The sequence below is a fragment of the Allobosea sp. NPDC055332 genome, assembly GCF_053645455.1.
In genome coordinates, this window is record NZ_JBSHMO010000002.1 from 1,602,155 (window position 1) to 1,620,230 (window position 18,076).

Annotated in this window: 15 protein-coding genes and 2 riboswitches; of the genes, 10 read left to right on the forward strand and 5 right to left on the reverse strand. The window is 66.5% G+C overall.

The window, feature by feature from the left end; all coding sequences use genetic code 11:
- The first annotated feature begins 9 nt into the window (after nucleotides 1-9).
- Nucleotides 10-1,008: a glycosyltransferase family 2 protein gene (locus tag ACWIGM_RS16265; protein ID WP_454026948.1), complete on the forward strand. Its 999-nt coding sequence runs from the start codon at nucleotides 10-12 to the stop codon at nucleotides 1,006-1,008.
- Here ACWIGM_RS16265 and ACWIGM_RS16270 read toward each other — a convergent pair.
- Nucleotides 1,003-2,220 carry a lipopolysaccharide biosynthesis protein gene (locus ACWIGM_RS16270; protein WP_454026949.1) on the reverse strand — a complete coding sequence of 406 codons (1,218 nt, stop codon included), beginning with the start codon at nucleotides 2,218-2,220 and terminating at the stop codon, nucleotides 1,003-1,005. The genes ACWIGM_RS16265 and ACWIGM_RS16270 overlap by 6 nt on opposite strands.
- Before the next feature lie 614 nt (nucleotides 2,221-2,834).
- On the opposite strand from ACWIGM_RS16270, the gene ACWIGM_RS16275 reads away from it, so the two are divergent.
- From ACWIGM_RS16275 to ACWIGM_RS16310, 8 genes are read left to right on the forward strand one after another with little or no spacing between them, the layout of a single operon-like run.
- Nucleotides 2,835-4,271 carry a GumC family protein gene (locus tag ACWIGM_RS16275; protein WP_454026950.1) on the forward strand — a complete coding sequence of 479 codons (1,437 nt, stop codon included), beginning with the start codon at nucleotides 2,835-2,837 and terminating at the stop codon, nucleotides 4,269-4,271.
- Entirely contained in the window at nucleotides 4,268-5,587 is a 1,320-nt protein-coding gene (locus ACWIGM_RS16280; RefSeq protein ID WP_454026951.1) for an O-antigen ligase family protein, read from the forward strand. The genes ACWIGM_RS16275 and ACWIGM_RS16280 overlap by 4 nt, the downstream gene beginning before the upstream one ends.
- On the forward strand, nucleotides 5,580-6,395 hold the full coding sequence (locus tag ACWIGM_RS16285) for a polysaccharide deacetylase family protein (protein ID WP_454026952.1): 816 nt from the start codon (nucleotides 5,580-5,582) through the stop codon (nucleotides 6,393-6,395). The genes ACWIGM_RS16280 and ACWIGM_RS16285 overlap by 8 nt, the downstream gene beginning before the upstream one ends.
- Complete coding sequence (locus ACWIGM_RS16290; protein ID WP_454026953.1) at nucleotides 6,392-7,618, forward strand: glycosyltransferase family 4 protein; 1,227 nt, start codon at nucleotides 6,392-6,394, stop codon at nucleotides 7,616-7,618. The genes ACWIGM_RS16285 and ACWIGM_RS16290 overlap by 4 nt, the downstream gene beginning before the upstream one ends.
- Entirely contained in the window at nucleotides 7,618-8,832 is a 1,215-nt protein-coding gene (locus ACWIGM_RS16295) for a glycosyltransferase family 4 protein (RefSeq protein ID WP_454026954.1), read from the forward strand. Before ACWIGM_RS16290 ends, ACWIGM_RS16295 begins: the two co-directional genes overlap by 1 nt.
- A complete protein-coding gene (locus tag ACWIGM_RS16300) occupies nucleotides 8,832-9,737 on the forward strand; it encodes a hypothetical protein (RefSeq protein ID WP_454026955.1) in 906 nt (301 codons plus the stop codon). Before ACWIGM_RS16295 ends, ACWIGM_RS16300 begins: the two co-directional genes overlap by 1 nt.
- Nucleotides 9,734-10,978 (forward strand): glycoside hydrolase family 5 protein, encoded by a 1,245-nt coding sequence (locus ACWIGM_RS16305; protein ID WP_454026956.1) that lies wholly within the window; start codon nucleotides 9,734-9,736, stop codon nucleotides 10,976-10,978. Before ACWIGM_RS16300 ends, ACWIGM_RS16305 begins: the two co-directional genes overlap by 4 nt.
- Nucleotides 10,975-12,369, forward strand: coding sequence for an acyltransferase family protein (locus tag ACWIGM_RS16310; protein ID WP_454026957.1), 1,395 nt, complete (start codon nucleotides 10,975-10,977; stop codon nucleotides 12,367-12,369). Before ACWIGM_RS16305 ends, ACWIGM_RS16310 begins: the two co-directional genes overlap by 4 nt.
- A 25-nt stretch (nucleotides 12,370-12,394) precedes the next feature.
- Here the strand turns inward: ACWIGM_RS16310 and ACWIGM_RS16315 are convergent, their stop codons facing one another.
- Nucleotides 12,395-12,631, reverse strand: a complete 237-nt coding sequence (locus ACWIGM_RS16315; RefSeq protein ID WP_454026958.1) for a DUF1127 domain-containing protein — start codon at nucleotides 12,629-12,631, stop codon at nucleotides 12,395-12,397.
- Between the two features lie 174 nt (nucleotides 12,632-12,805).
- Between ACWIGM_RS16315 and ACWIGM_RS16320 the strand changes: the two genes are divergently transcribed.
- A complete protein-coding gene (locus ACWIGM_RS16320; protein WP_454026959.1) occupies nucleotides 12,806-14,149 on the forward strand; it encodes an aminotransferase-like domain-containing protein in 1,344 nt (447 codons plus the stop codon).
- 52 nt (nucleotides 14,150-14,201) lie between these two features.
- Here the strand turns inward: ACWIGM_RS16320 and lhpI are convergent, their stop codons facing one another.
- From lhpI to ACWIGM_RS16335, 3 genes are all read right to left on the reverse strand, one after another.
- Nucleotides 14,202-15,908 carry a cis-3-hydroxy-L-proline dehydratase gene (lhpI, locus tag ACWIGM_RS16325; RefSeq protein WP_454026960.1) on the reverse strand — a complete coding sequence of 569 codons (1,707 nt, stop codon included), beginning with the start codon at nucleotides 15,906-15,908 and terminating at the stop codon, nucleotides 14,202-14,204.
- A 213-nt stretch (nucleotides 15,909-16,121) separates the two neighbouring features.
- On the reverse strand, nucleotides 16,122-17,366 hold the full coding sequence (locus ACWIGM_RS16330) for a D-amino acid dehydrogenase (protein WP_454027019.1): 1,245 nt from the start codon (nucleotides 17,364-17,366) through the stop codon (nucleotides 16,122-16,124).
- Nucleotides 17,367-17,414: 48 nt separating this feature from the next.
- A riboswitch (glycine riboswitch) is annotated at nucleotides 17,415-17,517 on the reverse strand.
- Nucleotides 17,518-17,617, reverse strand: a riboswitch (glycine riboswitch). It lies immediately after the preceding riboswitch.
- Between the two features lie 213 nt (nucleotides 17,618-17,830).
- A partial coding sequence (locus ACWIGM_RS16335) for an ABC transporter ATP-binding protein (RefSeq protein WP_454026961.1) occupies nucleotides 17,831-18,076 on the reverse strand: 246 nt, incomplete at its 5' end.

Sequence of the window (18,076 nt, forward strand, 5' to 3'; positions counted from 1 at the left end):
GCGGGCGCGATGGCGGTCTCGGTCATCCTCAAGACGCTCAACGAGGAGGCCCGGATCGCCGCCGCCATCGAGAGCGTCCTGGCGGCTCTCGACGGGATCGGCGGCGAAATCATCGTCGCCGATGGCGGCTCGCGCGACGGCACGCTCGCCATTGCCGCACGCTATCCTGTCCGTGTCGTCCAGCTCGAACCGGCCATCCGTCCGAGTTGTGGAATCGGCCCGCAACTCGGTTTCCAGTACAGCCGCGAGCCGTTCATCTGCCTGATGGACGGCGACATGTTGCTTGATCCCGGCTTCCTGCCGGAAGCACTTGCCTATCTCTCAGGCAATCCCCGCACTGCCGGAGTAACCGGCCATGTCGAGGAAATGAACGATACGAGCCTCGAATACGTAAGGCGCGGCCGCAGAGCCTCGCCCGAGAACCGGACGGGCGCGATCGACCGGATGAATGGCGGCGGCCTCTATCGCAGGGCGGCGATCGAGCAGGCCGGCTACCTGTCGGATCGCAATCTGCACGGCTATGAGGAATTCGACCTCGGCCTGAGACTGCGGGCGCGAGGCTGGACCCTGCACCGTCTCGACCGTCGCTTCGTCCGCCATTTCGGCCATGCGATCAGCGCCTACGCGCTGCTCCTGCGGCGCTGGAAATCGGGCTATCTGCGTGGGATCGGCGAGCTGCTGCGCGCCGCGCTCGGACAGCCGCAATGGCGGCGGCTCGTCCAGGACTTGCCCGAGCTGAAGCTCTGGACCCTCGTCTATCTCTGGCTGGCCGTGATGATCGTGCTGCCCTTCACACTGCCAAGCCCGGCGCTGGGGCTCGCGATCGATGCCGCCCTGACAGCCGGCATCGTCGGCATGATGAGCCTGCGGCAGCGGAGCCTGTCGCTTGGCCTGTACGCGGTCGTCGCCTGGCTGTTCCACGCCGCCGCCTTGCCGCTCGGCTTCTTCCAGGCGCGGCAGGCTCCGGAGGTCTGGATCGCGAGCCGCATCGTCAGTGACGGATCATGAGGGCGCGGGGCCTGCCCGCGTGGTTTCCGCCGCTTGCGAGCGACTGCATCGCGCGAAGCGAAGCAGCACCAGCCAGGCCGCCACGACGATGGCGCCTTCGATCACATAGAGCGCGATGAAGGCGCCGATCGGCGCGGCGAGCCAGGTGGCTACTGCGATGACGACGCTGCCCAGCAGATTGGCACCGTTCAGGATCCAGGCCCGCGCATCCTGCCGCCCCGAGGCACCAAGCAGGTCGATCGCGACCGCCCAGGCGCCGACAAGGACAATGGTGCCGGAAAGGCAGCGCAGGAAGAACGGCAGATCGTGGTAGCCGCGGCCGAACAAGGCTGGAAGCTTCGGCGCCAGGACGAACAGGACGAAGGAGGTCACGGCGCCGAGGGCGAGCGCCGCGATCAGCGCCCGTTTGGTCGTCGCCAAAGCGAGATGCAGACCGTCGCGACTCTCGCGCGCCAGGCGTGGATAGAGCAGCCGGTTGAAGGCATCGATCGCGAGATAGCTGCTGTCCATGATTCGCCTGGCGAGGCCATAGCTTCCCACCGTCTCGATCGAGGTGAAAAGACCGATGACCAGCAGGTCGACATTCGAACGGACAGCTCGCCCGATGAATTGCGAGCAGAACAGGAGGCCGGCTCGCAGTTCCTCGCGCAGGATCGTGAGCCTGGGTCGCCCGAGAGGCGCGATCCAGGCGGCTCCGATCAGAGCGTAGAGCAGATTCCCGCCGCATTGCCAGAACGCCCATTCCGACAGGCTCGAGACCTGGAACACCATGCAGGCGAGAGCAGCGGTCGCCATGCGCATGAAAGCAAAACCGACGACCGCGCGATTGGCCGCATGAACCTGGCCGAGGCCGAGGAACGCGGTTTCGAAGAGAAGGATCGCCCGGACCAGAACGACGTTGCCGAAGAACAGCAGCGCCAGGGTCGACAGCCCGACAGAAGGACCGGAACTCAGGCGCCCCCAGGCCGACATAGCCGCGACGCCGCCGATGACGAGCACCGCTCCGCTCAATCCGATGAGAAGAAGATTGTGACCGAGCAGGTTCGGATAGCTTTCGGGCTCGCGCGACACCTTGCGAAGCAGGCAGTCGGAGGCTCCCAAGCCACAGACCTGAACCGCAACCGCAGTCACGGCTGAAATCTGCACGAACAGGCCGAACTCGGCCGGCCCGAGCGAGCGCGCGAGAATGGCGAAGGTCACGAGCTGTGACATTGCAGCCGACGCCAAGGACCCGCTCGACAGCAAATAGCTGGAGAGGATTGGGCAAGCGCGCCGGATTAACCCGCCGAGCTCACGCAAGAGCCCACCCTATCAAAAGACATCTCCCATCAGAATTTAGTTGCATTCCTAGATCTATTCGCGATTCGATTCGGTAATTCAAGTTATGATTATGAATTATTTCTAATATTTGAGTGAATTAACCTGCAACACGGCATCATATGCAATTTTGAACTTACAAAAACTATTAGCTCCCCTCCACGCACTATCGACGCCCCTTGCCCGGTAAGGTTAACACTTAATTACAGAAACTACCATAGGTTGTATTTCATCAGCAAAATGTAGTTATTCAACCTCCAATTGCAATCATGCCGACAAGTCGCGGATACGGGGAGAGACATGCCCACGATCGCCGCCGTCAGCCTTGTTCCGATCTTCAACGCGCCAGATGACGAGCGCTCGCCAGCGAAGACGCGCGTTATCGGCCGCTCCCGTCACGCCAGACCACAGCGACCTGTCTCCCCGGCTCTCGGAACTCGCCCCGCAAGGCCCGCAGGGCGCTCCGTGCCGTCCGAGGCAACCGCGCACCCCCACTGACGCAGGACGCCATGTACCTCACCACCGACACCAGCAAGATGCGGCGCGAGGATGATGTTCCTTATCCACGCGCCGTCGATCTGGCGCCCACACCGATCCGCGTGATCAGTGCGACCCAGGTCCTTGGCTGGCTGCAGCGCGGCTGGTTTTGGATGCCGATTGCAGCACTCATCGGCGCTGTTGCGGCTGTCGGTGTCACATTTCTGCTGACGCCGCGCTTCACCGCGACGACGGAGCTGACCATAGCCCCGTCCAACCTGCTGATCGCTCCGAACGATCTCTATGCGGCAAATGTTCAGAGCGACAGCCAGATCCTGGATGTCGAGAGCAAGATGAGGATGATCTCCTCAGGCAACGTCCTGCGCCGGGTCGTCGACGAGCTCGCCCTGAAAACCGAACCGGAATTCACCAGCAAACCGCCACTGTTCGGATCACTGGGCGCTTCCGATCAACAACGATCCGCCGACGCGTCCGATCTTGCCGCGGTGCTTGCCAGGCGCATCACGGTTTCCCGTCAGGAGCGGTCCTATGTCGTGTCGCTGTCGGTCTGGACGAGCGAAGCGGCCCTGTCGGCGCGGCTCGCCAACGCCGTCGCCGAAACCTTCCGCGACGAAGTCGTGCGAGCCGATGCGGAGCGGATCGGGCGTGCGGCGCAGGGGCTGAGCGCCCGGCTCGGCGAGATCAAGACGGCCGCGACCGAGGCGGAAGACCGCGTCGAAGCCTTCCGCCGTGCCCATGGCCTGCAGCAGAACTCCTCGAGGCAGCCGCTCAGCGCAGAGGCTCTGGAACGGATGAGCGCCAAGCTGACCGACGCCAAGGCGCGGCTGGCCGAGGCGGAGGCGCGTTACAACGAGGTCTCGCGCGCGGTTTCGCAGCACGGCGTGCAAGGCGGTGGTGTCCAATCGCAGACGCTGACCGGATTGCTCGCCGACGAGGCGGCCTTGCGCCGGCAGGTCGCGGTGCTCTCCAAGACCCTGGGACCGCGCCATCCCTCCCTGGCGAGCGTGCTGACCGAAGCCGATGCGCTGGCCAAAGCGATCAGATCCGAAACCGAGCGGCTGCGGCGCACGGCCCGCATCGAGGTCGATCAGGCCAGAACCGCGCTCGACGCCCTGAGCGGGGAGACACACCTGCTGCGTGGCAGCGTCTCGGTCGACGACCAGGCCCAGGTGAAGTTGCGCGAACTCGAACGCGAGGCGAGCGCCAAGGCCACGCTTTACCAGACCTTCCTGACCCGGGCGGGCGAGGCCGCCCAACGGCAACAGATCGACGCCACGGACGTCCGCGTGATCACGGCCGCAGCCGTTCCGTCGCGTTCGACCTGGCCGCCCCGTCCGCTCGTCGCCGCGGCGGCCGGCATGGCGCTCGGACTGCTGCTCTCGGCGAGCCTGCTCATCGCCTTCGGCTATCTCCGCGATGTCCGGCCCGGCAGGAGCGCAGCCCCATGACACAAGCGAACGACATGCGCGGCACAGCCGGTAGCGCCGGAGCGCTGCTCTTCATGGCGACGCTGCTGTTCTACCTGGTCACGCTGACGCCGTTCATCGACCTGTCGGCAGCCGACGCGAACGCCGCCGCCACCGGGAAGTCGAACACGATCAACCAGATCATCTATCTCTGCCTGACGGCGGCCCTGTGGGTGTCGGTCTTCTACTCGCCGGCGCGCCACCTCGTCGCGCGCCCGCGTGGCCTCCTGATCGTGCTGCTGCTCTGGTTCGCACTCGTCTCGGCATTATCGGCGCAACCTGACCTGGCGCTCAAGCGCGTCGTCCTGGCGACACTGACCATCGCGAACGGCAGCATCCTGCTGCTGCTGCCACGCTCGGAGCGCCAGTTCGCCGGCATGCTCGCCGCCTGCTGCCTCGGCGCGCTGGGGCTCGCCTATCTTGGCGTCACGCTGATGCCGCAGCTCGCGGTCCATCAGGCCAGCGAAGTCCGCGAGCCGATGAATGCCGGGCTCTGGCGCGGCCATTTCGCCCATAAGAACGTCGCCGCCGCGGCAATGGTGATCATCAGCTTCGCCGGCCTCTACCTGTTCAGCACCGGCCGCCGGATCGTCGGCGCCGTGACGACGCTGCTGGCGGTCGTGTTCCTGAGCCAGACCGGCGGAAAATCCGCGGCTGCAGCGCTGCCCGGCATCCTTGCCATCGCCTGGATTTTCGAACGCTGGCGTGCCGCCCGCACCCCGTTGATCGTCCTGGGGATCGCAGCCGTCAATATCCTGACGATCGGCTGCTCGGTGTCTCCGGCCATGCGCGATCTGGTCGCCCATCTCGGCATCGATCCGACCTTCACTAACCGCACCGACATCTGGAAAATCGGCGCCGCTGCCGCCATGGACAAGCCGCTGACCGGCTACGGCTTCCAACTGTTCTGGCAGACCGACGAAATGGTCCACAAGGGCGGCGCCGCGGCGAGCTGGGCGTTCGCCGCCTTCAACGGCCATAACGCCTATCTCGACCTGGCGATCACCACGGGCATTCCCGGTCTCGTCCTGACGCTCGTCCTGCTCGTCTGGCTGCCGCTGCGCGACATTGCCCGGGCTGAGGCCACGGAGAACGATCCCGCATTGACGCGCTTCTTCGTGCGGATCTGGCTCTATGGGATCCTGGTCGCTTGCGTCGAGAGCCTGTTCTTCCAGTCGGGCAGCCTGATCTGGTTCATGCTGGTCGTCGCGATCTTCGGCCTGCACCTCCAGGCGAATGCGCACGAAATCAAAGAGCCGGCAAATCATCGTCACGGCATGGAGCCGGCCCATGTCTAGCGCGGTCACGATTCCGGCCCCGCCGGAGCGCATCACTCGCCTGTCGGGCCTGATCGACCGCTTCGCCGGCCGCCTGGAGAACCGGCTGCTCCGGGCCGCGCCATGGCAGATCATGCAGGTGCCGACAGCAGAGCCGATCGTCTCCTTCACCTTCGACGATGTACCCGCCTCCGCCCTCGAGGTTGGCGCGGCTATCCTCGAAGCGGACGGCGTGCGCGGCACATTCTACATCTCCGGCGGCTTGGAAGGGCGCGTCGAGCCGGGTCGCACCCTGATCGACCAGGCGGGATGCCGTGAGCTCGCGGCTCGCGGCCACGAGATCGGCTGCCATAGCTATACGCATCGCGATCTGCGGCATGTCGGCGGCGATGCCCTGGTCGATGACCTGACCCGTAATGCGCGCTATCTCGACGTGATCGACCCGCGACCGGGCCGACGCAACTTCGCTTATCCCTACAACAGCGGCTCACTGGGCAAGCGGGCGATCCTCGCGCGCACCTTCCGCACCTGCCGGGCAGGTGGTGAGGGGGTCAATCGCGGCCCGACGGACCCGACTTTCCTGCGCGCCGTCGAGATCCGGCAGCCACAGCAGCGTGTCCTGGACCTTGCGCGTTGGATCGACGCGCTGGTCGCCGATCCCGGCTGGCTGATCTTCTTCACGCACGACATCGCGGCGAGGCCGACGCCCTATGGCTGCACACCGCCGAGCTTCCGGCTGCTGGTCGGCTATGCACTCGCGCGCGGCTGCCAGGTGCTGACCGTCGATGCCGCGCTCGACCGCATGGGGCTGCAGGAGCAGGCTAAATGACGCGCGCACGGCGGCTCCTGGCCATCAACAACTACTTCTATCGTCGAGGCGGCGCCGAGAGCGTCTTCCTCGACCATATCGAGCTGTTCGAAGCGACCGGCTGGGAGGTCGTACCGTTCGCGATGCGACATCCCGCCAATCTGCCGAGCCCCTGGTCCGACTATTTCGTCGACGAGATCGAGTATGGTGGAGCGGTCGGGCCGATCACCAAGGCGAGGCAGGCCGCCAAGATCATCTTCTCGGTGGAAGCTCGCCGGAAGATCCGCGCCCTGATCAGGCGGGCGCCGCCAACCGTGGCGCACGCCCACAACGTCTACCACCATATCTCGCCATCGATCTTCGGAGCCCTCAAGGCCGAGGGCGTGCCGCTGGTGATGACGGCTCACGATCTGAAGGTCGCCTGCCCGGCCTACAAGATGTTGAGCCAGGGCCGCGTCTGCGAGCGCTGCCATGGCGGCCGGATCCACAACGTCCTGCTCCATCGCTGCGTCAAGGAGTCGGCCGTGGTGAGCGGGCTCGTCCTTCTGGAGACGCTGGTTCACCGCAGTCTCGGCCTCTATCGCGACACGATCGACCGCCTGATCGCCCCGAGCCGCTTCTACCGCGACAAGCTGGTCGAGTGGGGATGGGATGCAAGCCGCATCGCCTACATCCCGAACTGCATCGATGCGAGCCAGTATGCGTTGGCCTCCCACGAAGGCGACTACTTCGTTTATGCCGGGCGGCTCGCGCCGGAGAAGGGGCTGGCCACGCTCGTGCGTGCCGCTGCGCTGTCGCACCAGCGCCTGGTGGTGGCCGGCAGCGGCCCCGAGGAGCAGGCTCTGCGCAAGCTCGCAGAAGACCTTGGCGCCGACGTCGCCTTCACTGGCCATCTCGGCAAGCCGGCATTGCAACAGCTGATCGGCGAGGCGCGCGCGCTGGTCCTGCCCTCCGAATGGTACGAGAACGCGCCCGTCAGCGTTCTCGAGGCCTATGCGCTAGGCTGCCCGGTCATCGGCACGCGGATCGGCGGCATTCCCGAACTGGTCGCCGATGGTGAGACCGGGCTCCTGGTGGAACCGGGCGATGTCGGGATGCTGGCTGAGGCACTCGTCGCGCTTGCGAGCCTTGCGCCCACCGCACGCGCCAAACTCGGCGCGGCCGGTCGCGACTGGGTGAGCCGGGAGCTCTCGCCCGACCGATACCGCGACCGCACCCTAGCTCTCTACGAGGCGCTCGGCTGATGTACACGCTGATCCCGCCCATCGGCGCAAGGTCGCCGGAACGAACCGTGATCTTCGTCGGCCTGCGCGGCGTGCCCGAGATTCAGGGCGGGGTCGAAACCCATGTCGCGGCGATCTCGGCTCGCCTGGCCGAGCGCGGCTGGCGCGTCGAAGTGCTCGGCCGTGCGCCCTACCTGCCCTCGCGGCGGCCCTATACCTGGAAAGGCGTCACCGTGACGCCCGTCTGGGCGCCGCGCTCGCGCAGCTTCGAGGCACTGGCGCATACGGCCCTGGGCCTCATCGTCGCCGCCGGGCGAAACCCGGACCTGGTGCATATCCACGCGATCGGGCCTGCCTTGCTGACCCCGCTCGCGCGCCTGCTCGGCCTCCATGTCGTGGTGACGCATCACGGCTTCGACTACGAGCGCCAGAAATGGGGGCCTCTCGCCAGGTCCATCCTGCGGACCGGCGAAGCGATGGGGATGCTGTTCTCCCATGCCAATATCGGCGTGTCGAAAGTGATCGTCGACAGCGTCCGCCGCAAGTTCAGCGTCGGCGCGATCTTCATCCCGAACGGCGTCGAGAACCCTTTCCCAAAGCTGGACACGTCTTGTCTCGATCGCATCGAGGTCACGCCGGGCCGCTATGTGCTGAGCGTCGGCAGGATCGTCGAAGAGAAGCGGCATCTCGACCTGATCAGGGCTTTCGCGCGCCTGGACGATCCCGGGCTCAAGCTCGTCATCGCCGGCACGGCCGATCACGCCGGGCGCTATCAGCGCGAGGTCGAGGCGGCGGCCGCGGCGACGCCCGGCGTGGTGATGGCGGGCTTCCAGCGCGGCGAGGCGCTGTCCCAGCTCTACCGGCACGCGGCCCTCTTCGTTCTGCCTTCGAGCCATGAGGGCATGCCGATGGTGCTGCTCGAGGCTCTCAGCCATGGAGCGCCCTGCCTCGCCAGCGATATCGACGCCAATCTCGCGCTGAATCTCGGCACGGACAGCTATTTCCCCTTGGGCAAAATCGACGCGCTCGCGGATGCGATGCGCTTGAGGCTCGCTGCACCCAACCTCGCCGAAGGCGCGGAGCGCGCCGCCAAGGTCCTCGACTCCTTCGGATGGGGCGCGATCGTCGAGCGCACAATGGACGTCTACGAGAGTGCGCTCCTCGATTGGCGGCCGGGCAGCGCGCGTCGCGACGTTGCCGGCCTCGGCACACGAGTCGAATTCGGAGGCCGATGATGACGCCCGCCCTGCGAAACCTCGAAATGAAGCTCCTCGGCCTCGGCTTCCTCGGCCTGGCCTGGGGCAAGAACAGACTGCACGGCTACACCACGCCGAACGATGTGGCGAAGTCGGATGTCGAAGGGAAGATCGCCTATCTCCTCGACATCTTCGGCTCGCTGCGGCGCTTCCTGCCGCCGCACGTCGACTTGTGCGGGCGCGACGTGCTGGAGCTCAGCCCCGGCGCATCACGCGGCAATGGCGTGCTCTTCCTCGCGCTCGGCGCGCGATCCTATCACGCCATCGACGTGTTCGATCTCGCCGACGGTGAGGACCCGGCCTTCTATGACCGGCTGCTCGACCGCTTCCCCGACGGCCGTAGGGCCGACCGGGAGCGCGCCCTGGATATCGCCCGCACGGCCGGCGCGCGCGAGTTCGGCTATGCCGTCGGGCGGGATTTCGACATCCCGCGACTGGCCGAAGGGCGGAGCTTCGACCTGATCGTCAGCTGTGCCGCCTTCGAGCACTACGATAACCCGGCGCAGGCGATAGCCGGCCTGACATGGATCGCCCGGCCGGGCTGCGAGAGCGTCCACATCATCGACCTGCAGACACATTCGCGCTGGATCCGCGAGCGCGACCCGAACAACATCTATCGCTATCCCGAGCCGATCTACCGGCTCTTCCGCTTTCCCGGGCAGCCGAACCGGCAACGTCCCGCCGACTATGTGCGTGGTTTCGAAGCGGAGGGCTGGAGCGATGTCCGCTTCGTGCCGTCGCGCACCATCGCTCCCGCACTTCGCGAGGCCTCGCTGCGGGGCCTTGCCGCGCCTTTCGCGGGCCGGGACGATATGAGGATCCTCGATGGCGCCCTGACGGCGCGCTATCCTGGGCCGGACGGCGACTGGGGGATGGCGTCGTGACCAGCCGCCGTTCCGTCATTGGCGGGATCGCCGGCCTCGCGACGCTCGCCTCCTTCGGAGAGCTGCGAGCCGCAGGCGGCTCCGGCAGCGACATCCCGATGTTTCGCCGCGGCATCGGCGTCTCGCACGCATGGGGCTGGGCCGAGGTCGAGGCCGACGGCTCCTATGGCGATGCGCCCTTCTCGGGCCCGCGCTTTCGCTTCGATCAGGTGCAGCGGCGGGCGATCCGGACCGCTGGTTTCGATTTCGTCCGCCTGGCCGTCGATGTCGGTCCCTTCCTGGCCTTCGCCGGGGCGGCGCGCGACGGGCTCGAGGAACGACTCATCGGCGCGGTTCGCGATCTCATCGACGCCGATCTCGGCGTGATCATCGACCTGCATCCGAGCGCGATGAATCCCGCCTACCGGCCAGCCGCTTTGACTGCGGGCGTCGATACGGCCGGGTTCCGCGCCGTACTGGCCTTGCAGCAGCGCCTGGCCGACCGTCTGGAGCGACTCGTCCAGGAGAAGGCGGCCACCGGCACTCCAAGGCTCGCATTCGAGCTGATGAACGAGCCGGAAGTATCGCAATCAGCCTGGCAATCCATGCTCGAGGCCGCTTACCGTGCAGCGCGCCGCGGCTCGGCGACGCTGCCGCTCGTGCTGGGCGGCGGCTCGATGAACGCCGCGGCGGCGTTGGCCGCGATCGATACGCGCCCGTTCGCCGATGATGGCCGTCTGATCTACACCTATCACGACTATTCGCCCTGGCAGTTCACCCATCAGGGTGTGCGCGGCAATCCCGCCTATGCGCTGGACGCGATCGCCTACCCGGCGCCGCGATCGGCCGAGGCGATGGCCGCGGCGACCCAACGGCGTATCGACAGCCTCGGTCTCGATGGTTCCGCGCTGGAGCAGGCGCGACAGGCAAAGCGAACGCTTGCGCGTTATGCCGGCTTCGATCGCTCAGCCCTCGAACGGACCTTCCAGCAGGTGAGCGCCTGGCGCGTCGCACGCGGCCTGCCGGCCCATGCCGTCCTGCTCGGCGAGTTCGGCGTGCACAGGACGCCCTATCAGAGCACCCCCAAGGGCGCGACCGCGCGCGAGCATTGGCTGCGCGACATGCGCGAGCTCGCCGAGGCGCACGGCTTCGCCTGGGCGTGCTGGACCTATGCCGGAGTTGGCGGATTCGCGCTCGCCGAGAACGAGACCGGGCCTGGCTTCGACGCAGCGACCCGTCGCGCGCTGGGTCTCCAGCCATGAGTGCCGGCACAGCACGACAGCGCTACGCCAATCTCGACGCCTTGCGAGCGATCGCGGCGCTTGCCGTGATGATCGAGCACATGTTCGGCGATCTGCTGAGGCAAGCCCCTGCCGCAACCGGCCCGCTGAGCGGGTTCGCGCAATCGGTCGTCCAGAATGTCAGTCTCGGCCGGTTTGGCGTGGCGCTGTTCTTCCTGATCAGCGGCTTCGTCGTGCCGTTCAGCATCGGCGGTGAGCGGCCGCTCAGGCATTTCGCCATATCGCGGCTGTTTCGGCTCTACCCTGCGTTCTGGCTGGCTCTGGCGATGCTCGCGACGGTGGGCTGGTTCTCCGGAGATATGCCGAGGGCGGTGACCGTGCTGGCCAACCTGACCATGGCGCCGCCGTTCTTCGGCCAGCCCTGGCTCTCGCCGATCCACTGGACCCTGTTCGTCGAGCTGCTCTTCTACATCCTCGTCGCGCTGCTGTTTTTCGTCGGCAGGCTGAAGCATGTCGGCATCCTGCTCATCCTCAGCCTGGCCCTGATCGCCGCGACGGCAATACCGATCCAGTTGCGTACGCGCGGCGTCGTCGACCTGCCGATCCAGTATCTCGGCATGCATCTGTCTTTCCTGTTCCTCGGCCTGCTGCTGCGGCTCTGGCTGGTCGAACGGATACGGAGCGCGCGCCTCGCAACGCTGGTCCTCGCACTGGCACAGTTCGCGGCGCTGCTCTCGGTCTCGCAGGTCTCACTGGCGCGCGGCGACAACTTCATCATGGAAGGGCTGAGGCCCGTCCTGAGTGCCTATATCCTTGCCCTCGCGGTCTTCCTCACAGCCATCGGGCTGAACCAGCCGCGGTTCCCCCTTCTCGCGCGGATGGGGCTGATCAGTTACTCGATGTACCTGTTCCACGGGACGGTCAACGCCGCCGTCTATAGCGTCCGGCCCTTGACCGGACAGCTCGGCGACATCGCCACCATGCTGGTCTGCACCGGCGCGACCCTGCTGCTGTCCTGGTTCGTCTATCGAGCGGTCGAACGCCCGATGATCAGGCTCGGGCGCCGGATATCGTCAAAGTACGATGCTTCTCCCGCCACGTCTTCGCGGCACGCCACTGTGGTCCAGGGGCGAGCGCAATGGCGCAGCCCGGTCAGAGCTGCGCAGGCCGGCATCCAGGGCTCGATGACACAGCCAGCGTCGGCTTACCGGCTCGGCGAGCATGGTGCTGGACGCTCGGCTGCAAGGGAGCTGAGCCCGCAACTGTCCGATATCGCCATCGACACCGCCCAGGAACGCCACTCTGGCGACGGGCTCGTCAGCGCGATCCTCGGCACCGCGATCGCCGCCGTCGCGCTGAGCTGGTTCGCCCTGCTCGGCTATGTCGGCTGGAAGATTGCCGAGTCGTTGTGATCATTCCGGACAGTGCGCGCTGTCATCACAACCTCTCCCCGCCGATATGCGGTATCCGACCTCGCACGGCCGCCTCGATCTGGCTTCTGGTGATGCCGATGTCGTGCAGCGCCTGCTCGTCGAACTCGCGCAGGTCCGCGATGGCGGCGCGGTGATTGAGGTAGCGCGCGACCGCCCGGAACAGCGTGCCCGGCAGGTGGAGCCATGCCTCGGCACGCTTGGCCGGAACGGGGTGGGCGATGGCAGGCAGGAATGCAGACATTTTTGCCTCCGCTGGATGCACCGGGGCAGGTGTCGGCAACAAGCGCCTCCAAGCGCCGGCGTGGTGGCCGCCGGCGGTCGTAACCTGCATGTGTCCAGTGCAACTGGGTTGATGCGGGCAAAATGATCCGATACATTTATCGGAGCAATAAAAACATTGTACTCGGTGCAATAAATGTCGAAATCCGATTACCTGAAGCTGGCCGACGCAATCGCTGCGGACATCGCCGACGGCAGGCTGAGGCCGGGCGAGCGCCTGCCGCCGCAGCGCAACTTCGCCTATGAGCACGAGATCGCCGTCTCGACGGCGAGCCGGGTCTATGCCGAACTGCTGCGCCGCGGCCTCGTCGTCGGCGAGGTCGGCCGGGGCACCTTCGTCTCGGGCGAGACCAGGCGCGGCGTCGTGCCCCCTGGAGAGCCGACCGGCACCCGGATCGATCTCGAGTTCAATTATCCGATCCTTCCCAAGCAGATCGCGCTCATCGCGAAGAGCCTGGCCGCGCTCGAGGAATCCTCGGCGCTGGATGCCGCGTTGAGGCAAGCGACGAGCGTCGGAACGCCGGCCGTTCGCAGCGCAGCAGCCATGTTCCTGTCACAAGGCGGGTGGTCCCCCGCGCCCGAGCAGCTGATCTTCACCGGCAACGGGCGCCAATCCGTCGCCGCAGCGCTCGCCGCCCTCGTTCCGACCGGTGGCCGCTGCGGCGTCGAGGCCTTGACCTACCCCTTCATCAAGGGGATCGCAGCCCGCCTGGGGATCACGCTGGTGCCGCTGGCGATGGACGAGAACGGCATGCGGCCGGACGCGGTGCAGAAGGCACATCGCGAGGCCCAGCTCTCGGCCCTCTACGTTCAGCCTGCGGTCCAGAATCCGCTCGGCATGACAATGCCTCCGGCACGCCGGGCGGATTTGCTCCGAGTTGTCGAGGAACTCGGCCTGACGATCATCGAGGACAATGTCTACGGCTTCCTCGACGGGGAACCGCCGTTGGCGGCGCTCGCGCCGGAGTCCTGCCTCGTCATCGACAGCCTCTCGAAGAAGGTTGCGCCCGGCCTGACGCTGGGCTTCGTCGTGGTGCCGCTGCGCCTGCGCGAAAGCGTCACCGCCTCGGTGCGCTCCGGGGGCTGGACCGCGTCGGGCTTTGCGTTCGCCGCCGCGCAGCGGATGATGAGCGACGGCACCATCGCCGAGCTCGCGAGGCTGAAGCGCCTTGACGCCCGCGCGCGTCAGGAACTCGCAGCCGAGCGCCTCTCCGGTTTCGAGATCCAGGCCAACCGGAATTGCTATCATCTGTGGCTGACGCTGCCGGCTTATTGGCGTTCGCAAAGTTTCGTTGCCGCCGCCGCGCGGCGTGACATCGCGCTAACCCCCTCGAGCACCTTTACGGTGACGCCCGGCCATGCGCCGAACGCGGTCAGGCTGGCGCTGGCGACGCCGACGATGGAGCAGCTCGATCTCGGCCTGCACACGCTGGTCGCGCTTCTGAACGCCAGGGAGGACGACTTCGACTCGACGGAATGAGCCAAGCGCGGATCGCCGTTTCATTGCGATCGGCGCTGGCGGCAACGAGATCTCAGGAGAGCCAGCCGGGCAGTTGGGCAGGCGAGGAACCCGTCAGCGCAGCCGCGATGCAGTTCTCGAACGTCCCGAGCCTCACGATGCAGCCCGAAAGTCCCGGCCCGTAATGGGCATACTTGCCGGAATTGGTCAGGACCACCTTCGCCTGCTCGGGGAAAACCGGGCGCGTTATCGAGCACCAGCAGAGATCGGAGATGACCTCGACGCCGCTTTGCCGAAGCTTCGCCATCGTTCCATCGGCCTGTGCTGCCGCTACGACTGCCCTGCCGGCTGTGATGATGACGGAGAGATTCTCCGCAAGAGGTCGGCCGCCAAGCCGCTCCGCGACCGCCCCGCATTCATCGAGGGAAGCGTGAGGGCTGCCGATGGCGACGAGATCGACACCAGCCGGCCCGTCATTCAGCTTGCGCCAGCCGGCAGCCAGGTCCGCGCGTGTGAGGACGACTTCATCTTCGGCATTGCCACCGAGACTTTCCGCCTCTGGCGTGATGCCTTCGATGTGCAGCATGGCCGCAGCTGAGGTCGTACCGAAGGCGGCACAGAGCGCCTTGAGATCGTCCAGCGTCGGTCGCACGGTCGCAAGACCGGTGATCAGCGGAATCCGGTCGGGCGAGGCCAGGCCGACGAGATAGCCGATCAACGGCCAGGCCGAGCTGTCCGCGTCCGCCGGCACCTCCACCCGGACCACTCGCCGTGCACGCCGTCCCTCGTCGAGGAAGGCTCCGGCCAAGGGCGCTCGGCCGGTAACCGCGATGCAGAAATCCAGAAAGTCCGGATGCTTCGCGGTCCGGGCGCCGAGCACCGAATTGGCGAAGATCACCGCATTCGACTCCGACCAGCCGATCGTCTCGCCGAAACCCGGCGGATCCGGCAGGCCATAAGGCGCGCAAGTGAAGCTCGCCTGGCACCCCATGCGGATATAGGCGTCGGCGAGGCGGGCCGCAGGCTCGCCGAACGCCGGCACGACGCCTTGCTGGCGCCAGTTCGCGTGGTCGACGGAGATCGCATTCATCGTCGTGGGGATGCGAGCGCGCGCGCCCAGTTCTTCCATCTTCTCGGCGAAGACCAGGTTGGCCGGGCCGGCATAGATGCAGCCATCGACATGGCCTCGTGTCACGTCGACCAGCTCAGTCGCCCCTTGCTGGCTCGCCATGGCGCAGACGATGCGCATCGCCTGCTGGATGGCGACTCCTTCACCCCCATCGAGCTTGCGGCGATCGGCCGTAGACAGCTGCAGCCCGCCATGGGCCGCCGTGGCAAGTGGTATCCGGACGCGCCCGCCATCAGCCGATATCGCGCCCGGGGCGATCGTCGCCTCCGTCACGCGGGACAGCACAGTGAAGGCTTCCTCCGCAAGGCGCACGACCGGGATGCGGTGCCCGAACATTTCCGAAGCGACGATGGCCCCGAGCGTCAGCGTGTCCTCCGCGCCGGCGAAGACCAGCGCAGCCGGATTTCGGCCCGAGAGCGCGAGCTCGAGCAGCACGCCCGAACCCGAGCAGGAGCCCCGGCTCGTCGGCATCAACACGATTGCGCCGGCGAGGCAGACGCCATGCGCGGGATGATGCACGTCGATCACCGCCCCCGTCGCCGGATCGACGCCGCCCCAGAAGCTCAAGGGTTCGGTGAGGACGACGATCGGCCCGGTGGCCTCTCCGGGCACGACGACAATGCCGTTATTGGGTGTCGGGGTTGAGTTCATGTCGCGGGCTGACGAAGCGGGAGAGAGCAGGGCGGAGACCAGCGCAAGAAACCGCCGCTCCCCGCAGAGGTGATATCATCGAATGAGAAGCGCGTATCGAAGCAGCAATCGGCCATCCTGGGCTCGCGCTTCTCTCCTCCAGCATGGTGCTGCCCCGGAAACCGGGCGAGCCTGGACGCAGCAGCGCCAACACGCCCGGCTTCGGAGACCAGTTCAGGCGACGTTCCGCCGCGCGGTAACCAGCGCCGCAACGGCATCGGCCGTCGCCGCCGACAATGTCCAGCCGAGATGGCCGTGCCCGGTGTTGTAGAACACGCGCGGATTTCGCCCGCGCGCGACACGCGGGAGCATGTCGGGCATCATCGGGCGCAAGCCGGCCCAAGGCGTGACCTGGCGCGTGCTCATCCCGGGAAAATGCCGGCGGCACCACTGCACCAGCGGCTCGATCCGCGCCGCCCGGATGTCCTTGTTGTAGCCGTTGAACTCGGCGGTGCCCGCCACGCGAAAGCGGGTCGCTCCCAATCGGCTGGTGACGATCTTCGCACGATCATCCAGCAGGCTGGTCCACGGCGCCGCCTGCTGGTCGGACGCTTCGGGGAGATCGACCGTGATCGAATATCCCTTGACGGGGTAGACATTGACGCGGTCGCCGAGATGGGCAGCGAGCTGGCGGGAGGCGACGCCGCCGCAGATGACGATGCGGTCGAACCGGTCGACCTGCGCGCCGGCCTCCCCGGCCTCCTCCACCGGCTTCCAGCTCACCTGCACGGCATCGGCGGCGTCGTGCTCAATCGAGAGGACCTCGCTCGACAGGCGCATCCGCACACCCCGCCGCACGCAGGCGTCGGCTAGACCGACCGTGAATTTGTGAATGTCGCCGGTGAAATCCGACGGGGTGTAGAAGCCGCCGTAGAACTCGCCCTTCAGGGCCGGCTCGATCGCCCGGATTTCCTCCGGCGTGACGGCCCGGCGCTCGAGCCCGCCCTTGGCGAGCAGCGCCGAGACCCGTGCCGCCGCCTCGAACTCCGCCTTGCCGTGGTAGAAATGCAGGATGCCGCGCTCCTCGCAGTCGAAGGCAATGCCCTCTTCGCGCGCCATCTGCATGAGATGGGCCCTGGCCTCGATCGCCAGACGCGCCGTGGTGAGCGTGTTCTCCTCATAGTTCGGGATCGAGGCGATGAACTGCGCCATCCAGGACAGCTTGTGCCAGGACGGCCTGGGATTGACGAGCAGCGGGGCCCCCGGCGTGAACATCCATCTGATGCCCTTCAGGACCGTGGCCCAGCTGTTCCAGACCTCGGCATTCGAGGCTGAGAGCTGGCCGCCATTGGCGAAGGAGGTTTCCATCGCGGCATAGGGCTGGCGGTCGAAGACCGTGACCTCGCAGCCGCGCCGGATCAGATTATAGGCCGTGGTGATGCCGGTAATGCCCGCGCCGATGACGGCGACGCGCGAGATGTCGGATGTGCTCATAGGTGCTCCTGCCCGCTCCATGCGGGTCGTCAGCACCCCCTCTGTCATTGGCCTGAGAGCTTCATCGCGCCCAGTCATTGGGCGAGCGATTTTCACCATCGGCGCAGGACTGCCGTCCTGCTTTTCAGAGTCTCAATCTTCGGCAGCGGTACTTTTGCCTGAGAGTTTCCGGGGCGGTTGCTCCGTCGGCGTCGCGCCGGCCCGAAAGCCGGAACGATCTCTCCCGCTGCAGCAAATGCTAGTAACCCAGCAGCTTATGTCAATAGCGGCTCGGCACCCGATAAGGGAGGCTGATCGAGAGGGTTAAGCGAGCGTCCGGAAGGTGCCGAGATAAACCCCAGCGTTCGGCGACTTTAATTTGCCGGCTTACTGACTTTTCAACTCAATACGCGTTCAAGGCCGCGAGACACTCTCGCGGCCCCGGATTGCAAGATCAAAACGCCTTTTTCTCAGGCGACCTTTGCGATGACGGGTTTTGTTTCCCATTCCTCGCCCCAGATCATGACGGCGTGGCCGGGCGAGACCTCGCGGTACTGGCGCACCGGCGGGACATAGTCGGCCGGGCGGATCGGGCTCTTGATCTCGTCGTTCGAGACCGGACGCTTCTGCAGGCGCCGCGCCGGATCGGCGATCGGCACCGCCGCCAGCAATCGCTTGGTGTAGGGGTGCTGCGGGTTGCCGAAGATCGCCTCGCG